Annotated in this window: 11 protein-coding genes; 4 read left to right on the top strand and 7 right to left on the bottom strand. The window is 53.6% G+C overall.

The annotated features are described in order from the left end of the window. Window positions 1-35 precede the first annotated feature (35 nt). Window positions 36-1121: a 3-phosphoserine/phosphohydroxythreonine transaminase gene (serC, locus tag K6958_RS07790; RefSeq protein WP_249894107.1), complete on the bottom strand. Its 1086-nt coding sequence runs from the start codon at window positions 1119-1121 to the stop codon at window positions 36-38. A gap of 78 nt (window positions 1122-1199) precedes the next feature. Beyond that, window positions 1200-1418 (bottom strand): hypothetical protein, encoded by a 219-nt coding sequence (locus tag K6958_RS07785; RefSeq protein ID WP_249894106.1) that lies wholly within the window; start codon window positions 1416-1418, stop codon window positions 1200-1202. A gap of 12 nt (window positions 1419-1430) precedes the next feature. Between K6958_RS07785 and ycaO the strand changes: the two genes are divergently transcribed. The 4 genes from ycaO to pflA all read left to right on the top strand — a co-directional run bounded on the left by ycaO (window position 1431) and on the right by pflA (window position 7667). Further along, on the top strand, window positions 1431-3188 hold the full coding sequence (gene ycaO, locus K6958_RS07780; RefSeq protein ID WP_249894105.1) for a 30S ribosomal protein S12 methylthiotransferase accessory factor YcaO: 1758 nt from the start codon (window positions 1431-1433) through the stop codon (window positions 3186-3188). Window positions 3189-3532: 344 nt separating this feature from the next. Then, window positions 3533-4390: a formate transporter FocA gene (gene focA / locus K6958_RS07775; protein WP_249894104.1), complete on the top strand. Its 858-nt coding sequence runs from the start codon at window positions 3533-3535 to the stop codon at window positions 4388-4390. A gap of 83 nt (window positions 4391-4473) precedes the next feature. Beyond that, entirely contained in the window at window positions 4474-6756 is a 2283-nt protein-coding gene (pflB, locus tag K6958_RS07770; RefSeq protein WP_249894103.1) for a formate C-acetyltransferase, read from the top strand. Window positions 6757-6923: 167 nt separating this feature from the next. Then, a complete protein-coding gene (pflA, locus tag K6958_RS07765; RefSeq protein ID WP_249894102.1) occupies window positions 6924-7667 on the top strand; it encodes a pyruvate formate lyase 1-activating protein in 744 nt (247 codons plus the stop codon). Between the two features lie 51 nt (window positions 7668-7718). On the opposite strand, the gene K6958_RS07760 is transcribed toward pflA, so the two are convergent. The 5 genes from K6958_RS07760 to K6958_RS21365 form a co-directional block, all read right to left on the bottom strand. Then, window positions 7719-8870 (bottom strand): MFS transporter, encoded by a 1152-nt coding sequence (locus tag K6958_RS07760; protein ID WP_249894101.1) that lies wholly within the window; start codon window positions 8868-8870, stop codon window positions 7719-7721. Window positions 8871-9147: 277 nt separating this feature from the next. After that, a complete protein-coding gene (gene serS, locus K6958_RS07755; protein WP_249894100.1) occupies window positions 9148-10440 on the bottom strand; it encodes a serine--tRNA ligase in 1293 nt (430 codons plus the stop codon). Between the two features lie 98 nt (window positions 10441-10538). Continuing rightward, the gene (locus K6958_RS07750) at window positions 10539-11882 is read right to left on the bottom strand and encodes a replication-associated recombination protein A (protein ID WP_249894099.1); all 1344 of its coding nucleotides are present in this window, start codon (window positions 11880-11882) and stop codon (window positions 10539-10541) included. A gap of 7 nt (window positions 11883-11889) precedes the next feature. Continuing rightward, the gene (gene lolA, locus K6958_RS07745) at window positions 11890-12501 is read right to left on the bottom strand and encodes an outer membrane lipoprotein periplasmic chaperone LolA (protein ID WP_249894098.1); all 612 of its coding nucleotides are present in this window, start codon (window positions 12499-12501) and stop codon (window positions 11890-11892) included. Window positions 12502-12691: 190 nt separating this feature from the next. Further along, on the bottom strand, window positions 12692-16351 hold the full coding sequence (locus K6958_RS21365) for a DNA translocase FtsK 4TM domain-containing protein (protein WP_249894097.1): 3660 nt from the start codon (window positions 16349-16351) through the stop codon (window positions 12692-12694). Window positions 16352-16445 lie beyond the last annotated feature (94 nt).

Genomic DNA, 16445 nt, shown 5'->3' with positions numbered 1-16445 from the left:
GCCTGGCGAGGTTTCTAAAATGATTAAACCGCGGATCAGCCGTGCCGACGTTCGAAATCCATCATAAATTCGGTGAGGGTTTTTACCCCTTCCAACGGCATCGCGTTATAAATGGAGGCGCGCATACCGCCGACAACACGGTGCCCTTTCAATGCATGCAGCCCGGCAGCGAAAGATTCTTCAAGGAAAAGTTTATCCAGCGCGGCATCGGCCAGCTGGAAAGGCACATTCATGCGTGAGCGGTTGCTGACGGCAACGTCATTGCGATAAAAATCGCTGCGGTCGATAACGCCATACAGTAAATCCGCCTTGGCCTGATTGGTTTTATCCATTTCGCTGATGCCGCCGCGCTCTTTCAACCATTTAAATACCAGGCCGGAAAGGTACCAGGCAAACGTCGGCGGGGTATTGTACATAGAATCATTTTCCGCCAGCGCCTTATAATTCAGCACGGTTGGCAGCGCCTGCTGCGCCTTACCCAACAGATCGTCACGTACGATAACCAGCGTCAGGCCGGCCGGGCCGATATTTTTCTGCGCGCCGGCGTAAATGACACCGTAGCGGCTGATATCCAGCGGACGGGAAAGAATAGTGGAAGAGAGGTCGGCCACGACAACCCTATCGCCAAAATCAGGCTGTTCATCAATGGCGAGGCCGTCGATAGTTTCATTCGGGCAAAAATGGACATAGGCGGCATCGTCGCTTAACGTCCATTCGCGCATCGGCAGCAAAGCGCGTTTGCCATTCACCTGGGTTTTGGCATCAATCACGTTCGGCGTACAGTATTTTTGCGCTTCCTGGATAGCGCTATGCGCCCAGTAGCCGCCGTCGATATAGTCGGCGGTTTTCGCCGCGCCCAACAGATTCATCGGCACCGCGGCAAACTGCGCGCGCGCGCCGCCCTGACAGAATAAAACTTTATAGTTCTCGGGGATTTTCAGCAGATCGCGTAAATCTTTTTCTGCTTCTTCCGCAACCTGAATAAACTCTTTGCTGCGATGGCTGATTTCCATTACCGAGGTGCCCAGCCCATTCCAGTTGCAAAGCTCTTGTTCTGCACGACGAAGCACTTCTACCGGCAACATTGCTGGGCCGGAGCTAAAATTATAAATCTGCGTCATTTCCCGTCACCACTGTCAGATCTGTTGATTATGAATAGGCTATCGGTTTTATCACTGCCACCGGCATGCTGCAAACATTTATCCGGGCGCGATCCCATTTTCCCGCGCCCTGCCGCAACAGCTTGTATGGCGAAAGCAAAGCGGCACGATATTTTGTGAGGCTCCACGCTTAACGGAATGATAAAGCCAGAAAGAAAATAATAATTTTGCCATCCTGTCGGGAATGAAATCACCGTCCGCCAATAGCGTCAGCGCCAGAAAATACGTATCATTGCGCGCTTTACGCTCAACCAACATATAGTAGGCTACATGACTCAAACCTTTATCCCAGGCAAAGACGCCGCGCTGGAAGATTCCATTACTCGCTTCCAACAGAAGCTGCAGGACTTTGGCTTCAACATTGAAGAGGCCTCCTGGCTGAATCCCGTGCCTCACGTCTGGTCGGTGCATATTCGTGATCGCGATTGCCCGCTTTGCTTTACGAATGGTAAAGGCGCCAGTAAGAAAGCCGCGCTGGCCTCCGCGTTGGGTGAGTATTTCGAACGTCTGTCAACGAACTATTTTTTCGCTGACTTCTGGTTAGGCGAAACCATCGCTAACGGCGAATTTGTTCATTATCCTAATGAAAAATGGTTCCCGTTGCCCGAAGATGACAGCCTGCCAGCAGGCATTCTGGATCCGCGCCTGCGCCAGTTTTACGATCCGGAAAATGAGCTGAGCGCCAGCGATCTTATCGATCTGCAGTCAGGGAATGCCGAGCGCGGAATTTGCGCCCTGCCTTTCACCCGCCAATCTGACGAGCAGACGGTATATATCCCGATGAATATCATCGGCAACCTGTATGTTTCAAACGGCATGTCTGCCGGTAACACGCGTAATGAAGCGCGCGTACAGGGCCTGTCTGAAGTATTTGAACGCTATGTAAAAAACCGCATTATCGCCGAAGCGATCAGTCTGCCCGCTATCCCGCAGGCGGTACTGGATCGCTACCCGGGCGTGGTAGAAGCCATTAACAGCCTTGAAGCTGAAGGCTTCCCGATTTTTGCTTATGATGCCTCGTTAGGCGGCAAATATCCGGTAATCTGCGTGGTTTTATTTAACCCGACTAACGGTACCTGCTTTGCCTCTTTCGGCGCTCATCCCGATTTTGGCGTGGCGCTGGAGCGTACCGTAACGGAGCTGCTGCAGGGTCGCAGCCTGAAAGATCTGGATGTCTTTACGCCGCCAACCTTTGATGATGAAGAAGTCGCGGAACATGCCAACCTGGAAACACATTTCATCGATTCCAGCGGCTCGATTTCATGGGACCTGTTTAAAGAAGAAGCCGATTATCCGTTTGTCGACTGGCGCTTTGACGGCACGACCGAAGAAGAATTCGCCACGCTGATGGCCATTTTCAAAGCGGAAGATAAAGACGTTTATATTGCAGATTATGAACATCTGGACGTTTACGCCTGCCGTATTATTGTTCCGGGCATGTCGGACATTTATCCGGCGGAAGATCTGCTGCTGGCGAATAATAATATGGGCGCAGGCCTGCGTGAAACCCTGCTGGCGCTGCCTGACAGCCAATGGGATAAAGCGGATTATCTGGCGCTAATCGAGCAGTTAGATGAAGAAGGCCACGATGATTTTACTCGCGTTCGCGAGCTGCTTGGCTTGGCGACAGGCAAAGATAACGGCTGGTACACCCTGCGTATCGGCGAGCTGAAAGCGATGCTGGCTCTGGCTGGCGGCGATCTCGATCAGGCTCTGATCTGGACCGAATGGACCATGGAGTTTAATGGTTCGGTATTTACGGCTGAACGCGCTAACTACTATCGCTGCCTGCAAACGCTGCTGCTGCTTTCGCAGGAAGAAGAACGCGATCCGACCCAGTATTATCACGCGTTTGTTCGTATGTATGGCGCAGAGGCCGTTGAGGCCGCCTCGTCCGCGATTAATGGCGAAGCGCCTTTTTATGGCCTACAGCCGGTTGATCTGGATCTCAAGGCGTTCCCTGCGCATCAGGCTCTGCTTGCTGCCTATGAGAAATTACAACAGGCCAAGCGGAATAACTGGAAATAAATAACGTTATCCCTGTAAATTCTGGCCAGCTGCTAAACCCAGCTGGCTTTTTTAGTTAATCCGATGTTAATATCGAGTTACTCTATATTCTCCAGCAATAACATTTAAGCCTAATTCTCTTATTTTGCAATAATAACCTTTTGTGCATTAAATGCCTTCTTCAATTTTAAATGTATAATTTAAAATAAATTTTATATATTAAAATCAAAAGGTTAAGCCTAATACCCCTCTATTAATTCCCGCTTCGTCTCTTCAGGCGCTAGGCAAATATGATCTATATCAATTTCCGCTAAATACTCCTTTGTTAGTATCTCTACGACGATTTTTTATGGGAGTACGTTAGTGTGAATGCTGACAACCCTTTCAATTTATTATTGCCACAGGCAATGGCGAAAGCCGCAGAAGAAGCTGGCGTTTATAAAGCAAATAAACATCCGTTAATAACCTTTTTTCTGGCCATTAACGCTGGCGTATTTATCTCTATTGCGTTCGTTTTTTATATTACCGCCACCACCGGAACGGCTGATATTCCTTATGGTTTGGCAAAACTGATCGGCGGTCTCTGCTTTTCCCTTGGCCTGATGCTGGTCGTGGTATGTGGCGCAGACCTGTTTACCTCAACCGTTTTAATTGTTGTGGCGAAAGCCAGCGGGCGTATTAGCTGGGGTCAGCTGGCGCGCAATTGGATCAACGTTTACATCGGCAACCTGTTTGGCGCGCTGTTTTTTGTCGCTCTTATTTGGCTTTCCGGCGAACATCAGGTGGCTAACGGCGCGTGGGGATTAAATGTTTTACAAACCGCCGATCATAAAATGCATCACACCTTTATTGAGGCTGTTTGCCTCGGCACGCTGGCGAATTTAATGGTTTGCCTGGCCATCTGGATGAGCTACTCAGGTCGCAGCCTGACCGACAAGATGCTGGCCATGGCCCTGCCGGTTGCGATGTTCGTTGCCTGCGGCTTTGAGCACAGCATCGCTAATATGTTCATGATTCCTATGGCTATCGTTATTCATGATTTCGCCTCACCGGAATTTTGGCAGGCGACAGGCGCAACCGCCGCTCAGTTTCCCAACCTGACGCTGAGCCATTTCATCATAGATAACCTGATTCCAGTCACTATTGGCAACATTATCGGTGGCGGGCTATTGGTAGGGTTGACCTACTGGTTTATTTATCTGCGCGGCAACACCGCACATTAGCAGCAACTGCACGACGAATTCGAGCCGACAGATATTTTCCTGTTGGCTCCAAAAAAGAACTTTTATCAGAAGGTAGGTATATTATGACCGAGCTCAATGAGAAACTGGCTGCCGCCTGGGAAGGTTTTACCGCCGGCGAATGGCAGAAATCAGTTAACGTTCGCGATTTCATTCAGAAAAACTATACGCCATATGAAGGAGACGAATCCTTCCTGGCCGGTGCGACTGATGCCACCATCCAGCTGTGGAATAAAGTGCTGGAAGGCATCAAAATTGAAAACCGCACCCATGCGCCGGTTGATTTCGATACCAGCGTTGCAGCAACCATTACTTCACATGGTGCAGGCTATATCGATCAAGGCCTGGAAAAAATTGTCGGTTTGCAAACTGACGCGCCGCTGAAACGCGCCATTATTCCCTTTGGCGGGATCAAAATGGTGGAAGGCTCCTGCAAAGCGTATAACCGCGAGCTGGACCCACAGCTGAAAAAAATCTTCACCGAATACCGTAAAACGCATAACCAGGGCGTATTCGATGTTTATACCCCTGAAATCTTGCGCTGCCGTAAATCAGGCGTGCTGACCGGGCTGCCGGATGCTTACGGTCGCGGCCGTATTATCGGCGACTACCGTCGCGTCGCACTGTACGGTATCGATTATCTGATGCAGGATAAATTTGCTCAGTTCACCTCACTGCAGGACGATCTGATCAATGGCGTTAACCTTGAAGCAACGATCCGCCTGCGTGAAGAGATTGCCGATCAGCATCGCGCGCTGGGTCAGCTGAAAGAGATGGCGGCATCTTATGGTTGCGATATCTCTCGTCCGGCGACCAATGCACGTGAAGCAGTACAGTGGACCTATTTCGGCTACCTGGCCGCAGTGAAATCACAAAACGGCGCAGCGATGTCCTTTGGCCGAGTTTCTACCTTCCTTGATGTCTATATCGAACGCGACATGCAGGCAGGTAAACTGAGCGAGCTGGAAGCGCAAGAGCTGATTGACCATCTGGTGATGAAACTGCGTATGGTTCGCTTCCTGCGTACCCCGGAATATGATGAACTGTTCTCCGGTGACCCGATTTGGGCGACTGAATCGCTGGCCGGTATGGGCGTAGATGGTCGTACGCTGGTCACTAAAACCACTTTCCGCTTCCTGAATACCCTGTACACCATGGGGCCGTCTCCGGAGCCGAACATGACCATCCTGTGGTCAGAACAGCTGCCGATTAACTTTAAAAAGTATGCAGCCAAAGTCTCTATTGATACATCATCCGTCCAGTATGAAAACGACGATTTGATGCGTCCTGACTTTGACAACGACGACTACGCTATCGCCTGCTGCGTCAGCCCGATGATTGTCGGTAAACAGATGCAGTTCTTCGGTGCGCGCGCCAACCTCGCCAAAACGCTGCTGTATGCAATCAATGGCGGCGTTGATGAGAAAATGAAAATGCAGGTCGGCCCGAAAGAAGCGCCGATTATGGATGAAGTGCTGGATTTCGATACCGTTATGGCTCGCCTTGACCACTTTATGGACTGGCTGGCGAAACAGTATGTGACCGCGCTGAATATCATTCACTATATGCATGATAAATATAGCTATGAAGCTGCGCTGATGGCGCTGCATGACCGTGATGTCTACCGCACCATGGCCTGTGGTATTGCCGGCCTGTCCGTAGCGGCAGACTCACTTTCCGCCATCAAATACGCCAAAGTGAAAGCGATTCGCGATGAAGATGGTCTGGCGACAGACTTTGAAATCGAAGGTGAATATCCGCAGTTTGGTAATAATGATCCGCGCGTTGACGATCTGGCCTGCGACCTGGTTGAACGTTTCATGAAGAAAATTCAGAAACTGAATACCTACCGCAACGCCGTACCGACTCAGTCTGTGCTGACCATTACCTCCAACGTGGTATACGGTAAGAAAACAGGTAACACCCCAGATGGTCGTCGTGCTGGCGCACCTTTCGGACCAGGCGCTAACCCAATGCATGGTCGTGACCAGAAAGGTGCCGTTGCTTCGCTGACCTCTGTCGCTAAACTGCCGTTTGCTTATGCTAAAGATGGTATCTCTTATACCTTCTCTATCGTACCAAACGCGCTGGGTAAAGATGACGATGTGCGTAAAACTAACCTGGCGGGCCTGATGGATGGTTACTTCCATCATGAAGCGGCGATTGAGGGCGGTCAGCATCTGAACGTAAACGTCATGAACCGTGAAATGCTGATGGATGCGATGGATCATCCGGAAAAATATCCGCAGCTGACCATTCGCGTTTCCGGTTATGCGGTACGTTTTAACTCGCTGACAAAAGAGCAGCAGCAGGATGTCATTACACGTACTTTCACCCAGTCGCTGTAATCCTTCCTTGGTCTGATAAAAGGCTCCTGCGGGAGCCTTTTTACCAGCAGCCTGGTTTGCCAGAGATCTATACTGAGGTCATCTGGCAAAGCAGACTCAACTTAACGCAGCAGCCCCTAAAGACTGCGTCACCTGCCAGGCAGGTTCACTTTGGAGAACTCATCGCAATGTCAACATCCGTCGGTCGTATTCACTCATTCGAATCCTGTGGCACCGTTGATGGGCCGGGCATCCGCTTTATTACCTTTTTTCAGGGCTGCCTGATGCGCTGCCTCTATTGCCATAACCGCGATACCTGGGATACGCATGGAGGCAAAGAGGTTACAGTGGAAGAACTGATGCGAGATGTTCTTTCATATCGTCATTTTATTAACGCATCCGGGGGCGGCGTTACGGCTTCTGGCGGCGAAGCGATACTGCAGGCTGCCTTTGTCCGTGACTGGTTCCGCGCCTGTAAAGCGGAAGGCATTCATACCTGCCTTGATACCAACGGCTTTGTACGTCGATACGATCCGGTTATCGACGAGCTGCTGGACGTCACCGATCTGGTGATGCTCGATTTGAAACAGATCAATGATGATGTTCACCAAATCCTGGTGGGTGTCTCTAATCATCGCACGCTGGATTTTGCCCGTTATATTGCTAAAAAAGGCATTCGCACCTGGATCCGTTACGTTATCGTACCGGGCTATACCGATGATGATGACTCAGCGCATCGCCTGGGCGAATTTACCCGTGATATGCAAAACGTCGAGAAGATTGAACTACTGCCCTATCATGAACTGGGCAAGCATAAATGGATCGCCATGGGTGAGGAATATAAGCTGGACGGCGTCAAGCCGCCAAAAGCGGAAACCATGGAACGTATAAAACATATTCTGGAAGGTTACGGTCATAAGGTCATGTATTAACCTGTAACCAATAAAAAAAGGGCGACATCATGTCGCCCTTTTTCATTCGACTCAGGCCTGCGCCACTGGCGTAATGTGATGGTCCGCTTTACGCAGCAGCATCACTAAATAGATGAATGCTACAGCGGCAATCATCACGAACAGTAAGCGATCGGAGTAGTTCTGCATAAGCATCGCCGTCATACTCGGCCCTGCCAGGCTGCCGATGGTGTAGCTCAGCAGTAAAGCCTGATTCATCGCCACCAGCTCATGATGCTTAACCGTTTCACATGCCCATGACATCGCTACCGGATAAAGGGTAAAGCCGGCGGCGCCCAGGATAAACAGCGCCGGGACCATCGCCATATTGCTGAGCATGGCAATCGAGCCAAGGATGACAATAAACACCTGCACCCGCAGCACCAGCAGACGACCATAGCGATCGGCCATGCGGCCTACCGGCCACTGTCCGACAATGCCTGCGCTTACCAGCAACGCCATCCAGTAACCGACGTTAGCGTCACTGATACCCTGATGAGAAAGATAGAGCGGCATCAGGCCATACAGGGAACCTAATACAATGCCCGAAATAATGCAGCCGTTGATGCCAAGCCGTGAACTACGACGACGCAGCATCGGCCACATACGGCTCGGCGCCTCTTCATCCTCAGACGCCGCAGCGCTAATCTTCATAAAGATAATCGGCAGCACACCAGCGGCAATCACCGCGGTAATCCATGGCAAAACATTCAGCAGCTCGGTAGAGACTTTGCTCACCAGCAGCTGACCGGCAACCATGCCCAAATAGTAAACAATCATATAGGCAGCCAGCAGCTGGCCACGATTGCGCAACGTGCCGCTACAAAGCAATGCGCTTTCCACCACCACCCAAATCCAGGCGCAACCGATACCCGCCAGCAGACGCCACAGCGACCAGCTCCAGAAGCCCTCATTCAGGCCCAGCGCTATCGTTGCGACAGCAAAAACCAGCGAAGCAAAATAGTAGCTGCGATTAAAGCCATAATGCTTGATTAGCCAGCCCGCCAGTAATGTCCCGATAAGGTTACCGGTGTAATAGGATGAACTCACTACGCCGACCTGCCAGGTTGGCAGATTATCGTGGGTCAACCACAAAGGAACCAGAGTATTAAGCACGGCAATAGATACTGTCAGCAGCAGCAGGCCGCAGAGCAACAGCACAACGGGACGAGACCAGGTGAACATGGGTTAAATCACAGGGAAGAAAGAGAAAGTGCGCGAATATTGCCACTCTTGTTTTTAAAGTCAATCAGCCGAATTTGCCCGACGCACAATTTGTCCCGCTCCGATTTAAAATTTTTATCCTGGGAAGATTTTTGACGCATAAAACTTATACAGCCCAAAGATTTTTAATTTTAAATTCAAGCAGGTAGAAATAAAAATCCGGTTAATAACGATATATTTATTTTAATAAAAAAAGCCCGCCGGGAATGACGGCGGGCCTGATCGTTTATGGCGCTAATTAACCGATAAGGGTTAGGCCGCCCATATAAGGGCGCAGCACTTCTGGCACTTCAATACGGCCATCAGCCCGCTGATAGTTTTCCAGTACCGCAACCAGCGTACGGCCTACCGCCAGGCCGGAGCCATTCAGCGTATGCACCAGACGCGGTTTCTTATCATTTTTACTGCGGCAGCGCGCCTGCATACGGCGAGCCTGGAAATCCCACATATTAGAGCAGGAAGAGATCTCACGGTAGGTATTCTGCGCCGGCAGCCAGACTTCCAGATCGTAAGTTTTCGCCGCGCTGGCGCCCATATCACCGGTGCACAGCAGCACTTTACGGTACGGCAGGTTCAGCAGCTGTAGGACTTTCTCCGCATGGCCGACCAGCTCTTCCAGCGCCTGCATGGAATCTTCCGGACGAACAATCTGCACCATCTCCACTTTATCGAACTGGTGCATACGGATCAGGCCACGCGTATCACGGCCGTAGGAACCGGCTTCAGCACGGAAGCAAGGCGTATGAGCGGTGAGTTTAATCGGCAGCGATTCTTCCTCAACGATCTCGTCACGCACCAGGTTAGTCAGCGGCACTTCCGCGGTTGGGATCAGTGCATAGTTGCTGCTGTCTGACTCTTCTTCCAACGGACGGGTATGGAACAGGTCTTCGCCGAACTTAGGCAGTTGGCCGGTGCCAAACAGCGTGGCGTGGTTAACCAGGTAAGGCACGTAGGTTTCGGTATAGCCATGCTGCTGCGTATGCAGATCGAGCATAAACTGGCCCAGGGCGCGATGCAGGCGGGCGATTTGGCCCTGCATGACCACAAAGCGCGAGCCGGTCAGCTTAACGGCAGCGGCGAAATCCAGCCCTTTTGCCATCTCGCCGAGGTCAACGTGATCGCGCACCGGAAAATCATACTGACGCGGTTCGCCCCAGCGCAGGATTTCCTGATTTTCCGTTTCATCTTTGCCCAGCGGCACTTCATCTGCAGGCAGGTTAGGCAACGCCAGTGAAAAATCACGGATCTGCTGCTGCAACACATCCAGCTCGGCTTTAGCCGCATCCAGACGCTCGCCCAGCGCGTTGACTTCCTGACGCAGCGGCTCAATATCTTCCCCGCGCGCTTTAGCCTGCCCGATGGATTTGGAACGCGCATTACGCTCAGCCTGCAGGTTTTCTGTTTCTACCTGCAGCACTTTACGGCGCTCTTCAAGGGAGAGCAGCGTTTCCACATCCAGTTTAAATCCTCGGCGTGCCAGTTTTTCTGCGACTGCGTCTGGCTCGTTACGCAGCAGATTGGGATCGAGCATGCTTATCCTGTGCTTACTGTGATTAAAAAAAGGTTTTGAACCAAAGCGTTCCTTCAGGGCCCACCTGGCTGAGCGCTAACCTTACCGCAACGTCTGGACTAGCGGTAGCGTTTTGTCGGGCTATTTTGATCCTGTTCCGCAAGCCAGGCGAGCTTTTCGCCAATTTTCCCTTCCAGCCCGCGGCTGGTGGGCTGATAGTAACGCGTTTGCGCCATTTCGGCGGGGAAATAGTCTTCGCCGGCGGCGTAGGCATTCGGCTCGTCGTGCGCATAGCGATACGCCTTGCCCAGCCCCATCTCTTTCATTAATTTAGTCGGCGCGTTACGCAGATGCTCCGGTACGTCGAAGTCAGGTTTTTCACGCGCATCGCGCATCGCCGCTTTAAAGGCGGTATAGACCGCGTTGCTTTTCGGCGCGCAGGCCAGATAAACAATCGCCTGAGCGATGGCGCGTTCGCCCTCCGCCGGGCCGACGCGGGTAAAGCAATCCCATGCGGCGATCGCAACCTGCATGGCGCGCGGATCGGCATTGCCAACATCTTCTGAAGCGATGGCCAGTAGACGACGCGCGACATACAGCGGATCGCCACCGGCAGTAATGATGCGGGCATACCAGTAAAGCGCCGCGTCGGGCGCAGAACCGCGCACCGATTTATGCAGCGCGGAAATCAAATCGTAATAGCGATCGCCTTTATTATCAAAGCGCGCCGCACGTTCGCCGGAAACCGCATTTAACAGCTGAGGCGTTAATTCCCGCTTACCCTGCGCATCGCTTTCAGCCATATCGGCCATCATTTCCAGCGTATTCAGCGCCCGGCGCGCATCGCCGTTAACCAGCTCGGCAATCATCCGCCGGGTGGATTCAGGCAGGACGATATTTTCCTTGCCCAGTCCGCGTTCTTTATCGGTTAGCGCCTGCTGCAATACCGTTTCGATATCTTCGACGGTCAGGGATTTCAGCAGGTAGACGCGCGCGCGCGATAACAGCGCGGAGTTGAGTTCAAAAGAGGGGTTTTCCGTCGTCGCGCCAATAAAGGTAATGGTGCCATCTTCAATATGGGGTAAAAACGCATCCTGTTGACTTTTATTGAAGCGATGCACCTCGTCAACAAACAGAATGGTGCGGCGGCCTGCCTGGCGGTTCTGTCGCGCGCGTTCGATCGCCTCGCGGATCTCTTTAATGCCGGAGGTCACGGCCGAGATGCGCTCAACGTCCGCATTGCCGTAACGGCCAATCAGCTCGGCGAGCGTGGTTTTACCGGTGCCGGGCGGCCCCCACAGAATCATTGAATGAAGGTGGCCCGCTTCGATAGCGCGCGTTAACGGCTTATCGGGGGCCAGCAGATGTTGCTGTCCGATATACTGTTCCAGCGTGGTTGGCCGCATACGCGCGGCCAACGGTTGGAACTGTTCGGAAGAAAAATCAAGGGAGAGATTACTCAACTCAACCTCACTGACGTTGATCGTCTACCGTCACCCCTTTCGGAGGCGTAAAGGTGAATTTATCCGCGCTAACCGGTCCGTTGTTCTGGCTTTTCAACACGTAGCTGCTGCGCTGGCCATCCTGCTCGATGGCGCTGAACTGATTGATGGTGCCATTACCGGAAACGTTAATCATAAACTGTTTCAGGTTGCCGGCATCGGTTTTCGGCGTCAGTTCAAAATTATCGCCCTGCTGTTTCACATTGTACTGCTGCCAGTCGCTGCGCTGATTACGGGCAATCAGCATAAAAGGCGTATTGCTGGTGGCGCTGTTCAGCCAGGTGGCACTGACCTGTTCAACAAAAGGATTGTAAAACCACAGGGTTTTACCGTCTGAAATAATAACGCTCTCATCCGGCGCGGTCATATGCCAGTTAAACAGGTTGGGACGTTTTACCCACAGCTCCCCTTCGCCTTCCTGCACATTCGATCCGCTGCTGTCGGTAACCTTCTGGTTAAAGCTGGCGTGGAAGCTGCTGACTTTGTCCAGACGCTGCTGTAATTCACTGGAAGCATCGGCCAGCGCGCTGGCGGAGGTCAACGCTGAAAGTAAACCGCAAGCAAGTACTAATTTTTTCATGACTACCGATTCCTTTTTAAGTCGTTATATTCCGCATCAGGCGGCCTTATTACAAATTAGACTGACAATTCGCTTCCTGACAGGAGAAAATACTGAAAGCGACGCGGCTCACCGCTTCTGATGCTTAAATAAACAACGGGCCGGTAAAATTCCGGCCCGTCTAACCTTTGACAGCGCAAACCCCATTTTATTACATTTCGTGCGGCGGCGGTGCCAGAACCTCACGGTTACCATTATGCCCAGGCGGAGAGACGATAGCCTGCACTTCCATCTGCTCAATAATACGCGCCGCGCGGTTATAGCCGATACGGAACTGACGCTGAACGCCGGAGATAGAGGCGCGACGTTTTTCCACAACAAACGCCACTGCCTGATCGAACAGCGGATCCAGCTCTTCGTCGCCGCCATCCAGACCCAGACCGCCGCCGTCACCTTCTTCGCCCGCGGTAATGCTTTCAATATACTGCGGTCGACCACGCGCTTTCCAGTCCTGCACGACCGCATGCACTTCCTGATCGCGCACAAAGGCCCCGTGCACACGCACCGGAATCGAAGAGTTGGGCGGCATATAGAGCATATCGCCCATGCCCAACAGCGATTCAGCGCCACCCTGATCAAGAATAGTACGGGAGTCGATTTTGCTGGATACGGTAAAGGCGATACGTGTCGGAATGTTAGCCTTAATCAGGCCGGTAATCACATCAACCGACGGACGCTGCGTCGCCAGCACCAGGTGGATCCCTGCCGCACGCGCCTTCTGGGCCAAACGAGCGATCAGCTCTTCCACTTTTTTGCCTACCGCCATCATCAGATCGGCAAACTCATCGACCATAACTACGATATACGGCAGTTTCTCCAGAGTCGGGGGCAGCGTATCCATACTGTCGCCCGGCTTCCAGAATGGATCCGGGATAGGACGTCCCATCGCTTCCGCCTGTTCGATTTTCTCGTTGTAGCCCGCCAGATTACGTACGCCGAGCGCCGACATTAATTTATAACGGCGCTCCATCTCGCCAACGCTCCAGCGCAGCGCGTTCGCCGCATCTTTCATGTCGGTGACCACTTCCGTCAGCAGATGTGGAATCCCTTCATAAACGGAGAGCTCCAACATTTTCGGATCGATCATAATAAAGCGCACCTGCTCCGGCGTCGCTTTATACAGCATGCTGATGATCATCGCGTTCACGCCGACCGATTTACCGGAACCGGTAGTACCCGCAACCAGCAGGTGAGGCATTTTGGCCAGATCGGCCACCACCGGCTGACCCGCGATATCTTTCCCCAGCACCACCGAAAGCGGCGACGGATTATCACGGAAGCTGGCGCAGTCGAGCACCTCACGCAGGTAAACGGTCTGGCGATGCTTATTCGGCAGCTCAAGGCCGACATAAGGTTTACCAGGGATCACCTCAACCACGCGCACTGCCACCGCGGAAAGCGAACGGGCCAGATCGCGTGACAAATTAGAGATACGCGCGGCCTTTACGCCCGGGGCTAAATCCAGCTCGAAACGGGTAATAACCGGGCCAGGCGAAATGCCGACGACTTCCGCTTTAACCCGATAATCCGCCAGACGCGCCTCAACCAGACGGGCAGTCTGCTCCAGCGCAAACATATCAACCGGCTCCTCTTCCGCAGGCGGCGAGGTCAGCAGATCGAGCGTCGGCAACGGCGTTGTCGGTTTATAGGTTGGCTGTTCATGTCGCATCAGGAACGGATGAATCAGGCTATCCGCCAGTGATTCGTTGCTTTCAGGCTGTGGCGCGGCTTCGGCCGCCGCCGGCGTAAAGGCGGACGATGCGCTGTTTTGCCATTGAGTCGCAGGCGGCTCGGCGGCGCGTTGAACCGGCTCGACAGGCTGCAGCATCTGCGGCGCTGGGACATCCGTCGGCTGAGCGGCATAGCGCGGCTCTGGCGTCGGCTGCTGCCACTGCGGTTCCGTTACCGGCATGTCCGGCTCAGGCGTAGCGGCAATGGTAAACAGCGGCTCGCTGGGGCCCTCATCGATCAGATCTTCCATCGGCGAGAAATCAAAGGCGGCAGCAGGATCGAGGGTAAAGGCTGGAACATCACGCGGCGGCGTGACGGCCTCCTGCGGATGAACCTCAGCCACTGGCGCCGTGCTCGGCTGCGGCTGATGCTGCCAGGTGACATCGGGCTGCGTGGGCTGAACATAACGCTGCTGAACCTGAGTAGCCTGCTGATGAACGTCAGGCGCCGCAGGCGTCACCGCTTCATCCGGCTGATAGCGCTGTTCCGCGGGCGTAGCTTGCGATGCGTCCGGTGCCGCCGCTTCAACATGCGCGTAGCGCTGCTGCTGCTGCTGCGCGAACTGTTGCGCCAGTGCCGCCTGCTCCTGCTGTTGGGCATGTTCATCTTCTTCAACGGCATAATCAGCGCCATAGCGCGCCTGCTGCTGCGCCATAAAAGCATCGCGTAACTGATTTTCGTCTTCGACAGTGGACTGTTCATCATCAGGCTGAGGCGCAGCCTGCTGCTGTGCTTCCTGCTTAGCTTTCTCTTCCGCCAGGCGTTGAGACGGCAGCTTAATGCCCCAGGACGCGAGTTCACGGCGCGTAGGCAACTTAACCGGTTTCGGACGCGGCAGTTCAGGCCCGATGCCCTGTTTAATCTGCGGATTAATCTCTTCAGGCACGCTGGCCGGCATAAAGGGAGCGCCGCCGGTTTGCGCAGCGGTTGCGGCGGCAGTGACGGCTGCGGCAGCGCCCGGCGCTGACGAGGAGGTTGTCGCCTCTTGCCAGTTACCCATTTGCGGGCCGTCATCCTCTTCTGCCGGTGTGAAAGCAACACTGGATTGCGGCGGCATTTCAAAGCGGTAAAGCGGCGGTGTGGCGCTCTCGGTTTGGGCGGCGGCAGGAGAAGCGGCCAGCGCGGCTGTGCTATCGCCTGTCGGCGCATTGTTCCGCTGCTCTGTTGGCTTCGGCGCGCCAGTTGCCTGCGGCGCGGCGGCAGGCGCGGCTAACGACTGAGCGGCCGCCTGAGGTTGCACAGGCGCCGAGGCAGCGGTAGGCTGAGCGGCCGCGGCGCTGGCGACAACTGGCGTTTTAGCCAACAGAGGATCGACTTCCGCCTTTTCTACGTCATCTTCAACGGTCTGTAGCTTACGCGGCGGCGCCAGCAGAATATCATCGTCCTCATCATCCAGCTGAACCGCCCGTTTAATGGTGGGCGCCGGATGTTCGTCATCCTCTTCGTACCAGGCTTCGTCAGCGCGCGAGCGGTTGCTGGCAAAGGTCAGCACGCCCATTACCACCGCGCCGATTTTCTCGGCGATGGTCAGCCAGGACCAACCGGTATACAGGGTTAATCCCGCCGCCCACAGACACAGCAAAGCCAGCGTCCCGCCAGCACCGCTCAGCCAGGGCGCCATCGCGTTACTGACCAGGCTGCCGATAACGCCGCCAGAGGCGAAATACCAGATATCATCAGCGTTCAGCGCGGCGAGGCCACAAGTGGTCACCACCAGCGCCAGCACGCCGATCAGCCGCAGGCCGACGGCGAAATAGTCAATGTAATCCTGGCGATCGCGCTGGCGGAAGGTTATCCAGCACAGGCCGAGGATCACTGGCGGAATGGCGTACGCCATCACGCCAAAAATAAACAGTAACGTATCGGCCAGCCAGGCGCCGACATTGCCGCCCAGATTATGGATGGGTTCATGCCAGGCGGTCTGAGACCAACTGGGATCGGAAGGATTAAAACTAACCAGCGCCACCATCAAATAGACAGCGAATAGCGCGACAAGGATCAGCAACGCTTCGAGCAGACGGCGACCACTACTAAGCGGCTTAAGGGACACTTCTTTATCTTCTGTATATTCCTGGCTCAAGAGAACTCTCCAGGTACCTGTAAACTATGAAGGAAACAGCGCCGGGCTAACCGACGCTGTGCCTGTATGAATTCACAGGAGTGTATCGAATACC

The organism is Mixta hanseatica (genome assembly GCF_023517775.1).
GTDB lineage: Bacteria > Pseudomonadota > Gammaproteobacteria > Enterobacterales > Enterobacteriaceae > Mixta > Mixta hanseatica.
Note: the sequence above shows the minus strand (reverse complement) of the source record. Positions and strands in the feature narration are given on the sequence as shown.